Genomic DNA, 4,743 nt, shown 5'->3' on the forward strand with positions numbered 1-4,743 from the left:
CACCCGCCGCGCGGCGGGGCGATCCCCGCCCAGGCGGGTGACTGCGCGGTGTCGGGAAGCGTCACGGTGCTGGCATCCAGCGCAGACGGCGCCAGGGAGGATGCCTCGACGACAAGGTCGCAGATGAGCTCGGGGTCGACCGGAAGCGTCCGCATACCCAGCACGGTCGGGGTCGAGTCGAGGAGGCCGCGGGGTGCCAGCGGCGCCGAGGTCATCGCGAGCGTGCCGGCGCGGGCCTGCAGGCGCACGGTGCCGTCTCCCAGCCGTGCGGAGCGGCTCGCGAACGTCAGGGCGTCGGCTGCGGCATGGGCATCCGGGAACAGCAGGTGATTCGGCATCCGGCCTAAACTACCAAGCGGCCCGCCTGCCGCCGGCCGATGAGACGGAGGATCCCTTGACCGACGCCCCTCAGACGGATGCCGCGGCGACGCCCGACGCCGATCCCGTGGCCGCCCTGCTGGCGGTGCTCGACCTCCATGACTCCTCCGCCCGCACGACCGAGGACATCTTCACCGGCGTCTCGCAGCCGATGCCGCTCGGCCGGGTCTACGGCGGTCAGGTGCTCGCCCAGTCCATCGTCGCGGCGTCGCGCACGATGCCCGACGGCCGCTCGGCGCACTCGATGCACGGCTATTTCCTCCGCCCCGGCGACTCGTCCCGCGGAATCACCTTCTCGGTGGATCGCATCCACGACGGCCGCTCGTTCTCGACGAGGCGCACTCAGGCCTTTCAGGACGGCGTGCCGATCTTCTCGATGATCTCGTCGTTCCAGGACGAGGACGAGGGCCTCGACCATCAGGAGCCGGTGCCGTCCGGCATCCCGGATCCGGAAGACCTTCCCGATGCCGAGGATCATCTCAGCGGACTTCACCCGATGACCAAGCGGTACTTCGCCGATCGCCCGGTCGACGTGCGCCACGTCCCCTCGCCGATCTACGTCACGGTCGAGGGCGGCAACGTGCCCCGTCAGGCGGTCTGGATGCGCGCACGGACCCCGCTGCCCGACGATCCGGCCGTCCACCAGGCGGCGCTGGCCTACCTGAGCGACATGACGATCCAGGAGTCGATCCTGCGCGCCCACGGCGTGTCGTGGACCACTCCGGGACTCAAGGTCGCGAGCCTCGACCACGCGATGTGGTGGCATCGCCCCGGCCGCATCGACGATTGGCTGCTGTACGTGCAGGAGTCGCCCAGCGCGCGCGGCGGCCGCGGTCTCGCAACGGGACGGATCTACTCCCGTGCCGGAGCGCTCGTCGCCAGCGTGGCCCAGGAGATCACCGTCCGGGTGCCCTCGCTCTGAGGGAGCCTTCCGCCCTGTGTCTTCAGCGCCGGTGGGCGTAGACGATCGGCGGGCCGGAGTACGGGCCCCACGCGCCGCGCTCTTCGGGCGTGAGCCGCATCGGATGGCCGGTCGCGGCATCCACCTTCACGACCACCGTCGTCGCACGCGCGAACACGGTCTGCCCGCCCTCGCCCGCCGTCTCGATGGGGCTGCACACTTCGTAGCAGACCTCGATGCTCGAGCCGCCGAGCTTGCCGAACCACATCTGCACATCGAGCGGATGCCGCTGGTAGGGCACCGGGGCGAGGTACTCGATCTCCTGCCGGGCGATGAGGGTGAGTACGCCGCTCGCGAGGCTGGAGTCGATCACCGCCGTGGTGGGTGCGACCTCGCCGGGCAGCGGAATCCAGAAAGCGCGCACGCGCGCCTCTTCGAGCAGCTTCAGCATCGCCGTGTTGTTGACGTGGTTGAACGCGTCGAGGTCGCCCCATCGGAGCGGAATCGGCACGTGCAGCCGCCGCCCGCCAGGGGCGTCAGCCGCACGAACCGCGAGGTCGTCAGTCACGCGTGAGCTTGCGATAGGTCGAGCGGTGCGGCTTGGCCGCGTCGGCGCCGAGGCGCTGGATCTTGTTCTCCTCGTACGACGCGAAGTTGCCCTCGAACCAGTACCACTGATCGGGGTTCTCGTCGGTGCCTTCGTAGGCGAGGATGTGCGTCGCGATGCGGTCGAGGAACCACCGGTCGTGGGTGATGACCACCGCGCAGCCGGGGAACTCGAGCAGGGCGTTCTCGAGGGACCCGAGCGTCTCGACGTCCAGGTCGTTCGTCGGCTCATCGAGCAGCAGCAGGTTGCCACCCTCCTTGAGGGTGAGCGCGAGGTTGAGGCGGTTGCGCTCGCCACCGGAGAGCACGCCGGCCTTCTTCTGCTGGTCGGGCCCTTTGAAGCCGAACTTCGAGACGTAGGCCCGGGAGGGGATCTCGATCTTGCCGACCGTGATGATGTCGAGGCCGTCGGAGACGACCTCCCACAGGGACTTGGTCGGGTCGATGTTCGAGCGCGTCTGGTCGACGTAACTGATCTTGACCGTCTCGCCGATCTTGAGATCGCCGCCGTCGAGCGGCTCGAGACCGACGATCGTCTTGAACAGCGTGGTCTTGCCGACGCCGTTGGGCCCGATGACGCCGACGATGCCGTTCGGCGGAAGGCTGAAGCTCAGCCCGTCGATGAGCGAGCGTCCGTCGAAGCCCTTCTGGAGCTTCTTCGCCTCGATGACGATGCCGCCGAGGCGCGGCCCCGGTGGGATCGCGATCTCGTCGAAGTCGAGCTTGCGGGTGCGGTCGGCTTCGGCCGCCATCTCCTCGTACCGGGCGAGACGCGACTTGGACTTGGCCTGGCGCCCCTTCGCGTTGGAGCGGACCCACTCGAGCTCGTCGGCGAGACGCTTGGCGAGCTTGACATCCTTCTTGCCCTGCACCTCGAGGCGCTCGCGCTTCTTCTCGAGGTAGGTGGAGTAATTGCCCTCGTAGCCGATGAGGCGTCCGCGGTCGACCTCGGCGATCCACTCCGCGACGTTGTCGAGGAAGTACCGATCGTGGGTGATGGCGATCACAGCGCCCGCGTACTTCTGGAGGTGCTGCTCGAGCCACTGCACGCTCTCGGCGTCCAGGTGGTTCGTCGGCTCATCCAGGAGGAGCAGGTCGGGCTTCTGGAGCAGGAGCTTGGCGAGCGCCACGCGGCGCTTCTCACCGCCCGAGAGATTGGCGACGGGGGCGTCGCCGGGCGGGGTGCGCAGCGCGTCCATCGCCTGCTCGAGCTGGGAGTCGAGGTCCCACGCGTCGGCGGCGTCGATCTCCTCCTGCAGGGTGCCCATCTCGGCCAGCAGCGCGTCGAAGTCGGCGTCGGGGTCGGACATCAGGCCCGAGATCTCGTTGAACCGGTCCACCTTCGCCTTGATCGCGACGCCGTCCTCGATGTTCTCGAGGACGGTCTTCGACTCGTCGAGGACCGGCTCCTGCATGAGGATGCCGACCGTGAAGCCGGGGGTCAGCTTGGCCTCGCCGTTCGACGGGTGGTCGAGACCCGCCATGATCTTGATGATCGTCGACTTGCCGGCGCCGTTGGGGCCGACCATGCCGATCTTCGCCCCTGGAAGGAACGACATTGTGACGTCATCGAGGATCAGCTTCTCGCCGACCGCTTTGCGGGCACGGACCATCGTGTAGATGTACTCAGCCATAACCTGTCCAGTCTAGGCGGCGACGGCCGTCGTCCTTTGCGCCCGTGGCCCGCTACCAGTCGATGGTCCGGGTCTCTCCGACGAGGCAGGACCCGTCCGCGAGCACCGGGAGCACGACGGCGACGGGCTGCCCCGTGGCCGGTCCCACCTGACCCACGAGGCAATCCCCTTTCCACACCACCGAGAACTGGATGCTCTCGGCCGCGTTTCCGACCGTCGACTGATCCTGGGTTACCTGCATGGCGCCCTTGTCGAAGCCCGCTGCCACGAGCGCATCGATGTAGGCCCGGCCCGAGACGTTCTGCGGCGTCGCCCATACTGCGGCGACGATCGAGGAGAAGAACGGCAGGTTCGCGGTCGCGTCGCCCTGCAGATCGAGCGCAGGAAGCGCGGGCTCCGTCGAGGTGGGCGTTGGGGTCGCAGGTGTTGCCGAGCCGGACGGGACAGACGGCGACGGCGCAGCGGAGCCGGCCCCCGGCTCGCCGGAGTTCGCGCACCCCGCCAGGGTCATGAGGCCGAGCGCGGTGGCCAGCACCGCCCCGACGAGGAGTCCCCGGCCGCGGCGGGCATCACGATGTCGGCGAGGCTCGGGGTGACGGGACACGGGGAGAGTCTAGGGCCGTCATCCCGAGCGCTCGCCGAGAACGATCAGAAGGGGGCCTCACCCTCCGGTGCGCTCGCCGCCAACCCGGCGAGCTCGAGTTCGGGCGCCTCGAGCTCGCCGGAGCCCGGCAGCGCCCATCCATCGGAATCCGTTCGGCGCGCCTCTCCTGCGGCAGGCCAGCCGTTCGTGGTCTGGATCGCGGCTGGGGCGGACGGTCCGTCCTTCTCGAAGTGCGTGGTGCCCCAGAGCAGGTCATGGCCGATCGCCTCCGCATCGATCTCAGCGGTGGTCCCCTTCCGGCTGCCGGTGTCCCAGTCCCGGAGCCGCAGGCGTCCGGTCAGGATCACCCGGTCGCCCTTGTGAACCGAGGCGAACGTGTGCTCAGCGAGACCTCGGAACGTCGAGACCGTGAACCAGTTCGTCCCGGAGTCGATCCACGCTCCCGACTCCCGGTCGTAGCGGCGCTGGCCGCTCGCCAGCCGGAAGGTCGTGATCGCGACCCCCGCGGGGGTGCGCTTGTGCTCGGGCTCGGTGGCGATGTTGCCGGTCACCGTGATCGTGTCGCTCATGAGTCGTCCTCTCTCTTGCGCCGGGGAACGTCCCCGGTCGCGCCGGCGCCC

Annotated in this window: 6 protein-coding genes; 1 reads left to right on the top strand and 5 read right to left on the bottom strand. The window is 69.1% G+C overall.

Features of this window, described 5'->3' with window-relative positions; genetic code table 11:
• Positions 1-338: DUF8010 domain-containing protein (locus AC1DVT_RS17955; RefSeq protein ID WP_477390503.1), on the bottom strand; the 338-nt coding region annotated here is incomplete at its 3' end.
• A 56-nt stretch (positions 339-394) separates the two neighbouring features.
• Between AC1DVT_RS17955 and AC1DVT_RS17960 the strand changes: the two genes are divergently transcribed.
• Positions 395-1,300, top strand: coding sequence for an acyl-CoA thioesterase (locus tag AC1DVT_RS17960; RefSeq protein WP_457098456.1), 906 nt, complete (start codon positions 395-397; stop codon positions 1,298-1,300).
• A gap of 22 nt (positions 1,301-1,322) precedes the next feature.
• Here the strand turns inward: AC1DVT_RS17960 and AC1DVT_RS17965 are convergent, their stop codons facing one another.
• From AC1DVT_RS17965 to AC1DVT_RS17980, 4 genes are read right to left on the bottom strand one after another with little or no spacing between them, the layout of a single operon-like run.
• A complete protein-coding gene (locus AC1DVT_RS17965) occupies positions 1,323-1,847 on the bottom strand; it encodes an acyl-CoA thioesterase (RefSeq protein WP_477390504.1) in 525 nt (174 codons plus the stop codon).
• Positions 1,840-3,519, bottom strand: coding sequence for an energy-dependent translational throttle protein EttA (gene ettA, locus AC1DVT_RS17970; protein WP_477390505.1), 1,680 nt, complete (start codon positions 3,517-3,519; stop codon positions 1,840-1,842). Before ettA ends, AC1DVT_RS17965 begins: the two co-directional genes overlap by 8 nt.
• Before the next feature lie 52 nt (positions 3,520-3,571).
• Entirely contained in the window at positions 3,572-4,123 is a 552-nt protein-coding gene (locus AC1DVT_RS17975; protein ID WP_477390507.1) for a DUF6993 domain-containing protein, read from the bottom strand.
• Positions 4,124-4,167: 44 nt separating this feature from the next.
• Positions 4,168-4,692 carry a single-stranded DNA-binding protein gene (locus AC1DVT_RS17980; protein WP_477390508.1) on the bottom strand — a complete coding sequence of 175 codons (525 nt, stop codon included), beginning with the start codon at positions 4,690-4,692 and terminating at the stop codon, positions 4,168-4,170.
• Between the last annotated feature and the right edge of the window lie 51 nt (positions 4,693-4,743).

Source organism: Microbacterium sp. P2_F9 (assembly GCF_056403635.1).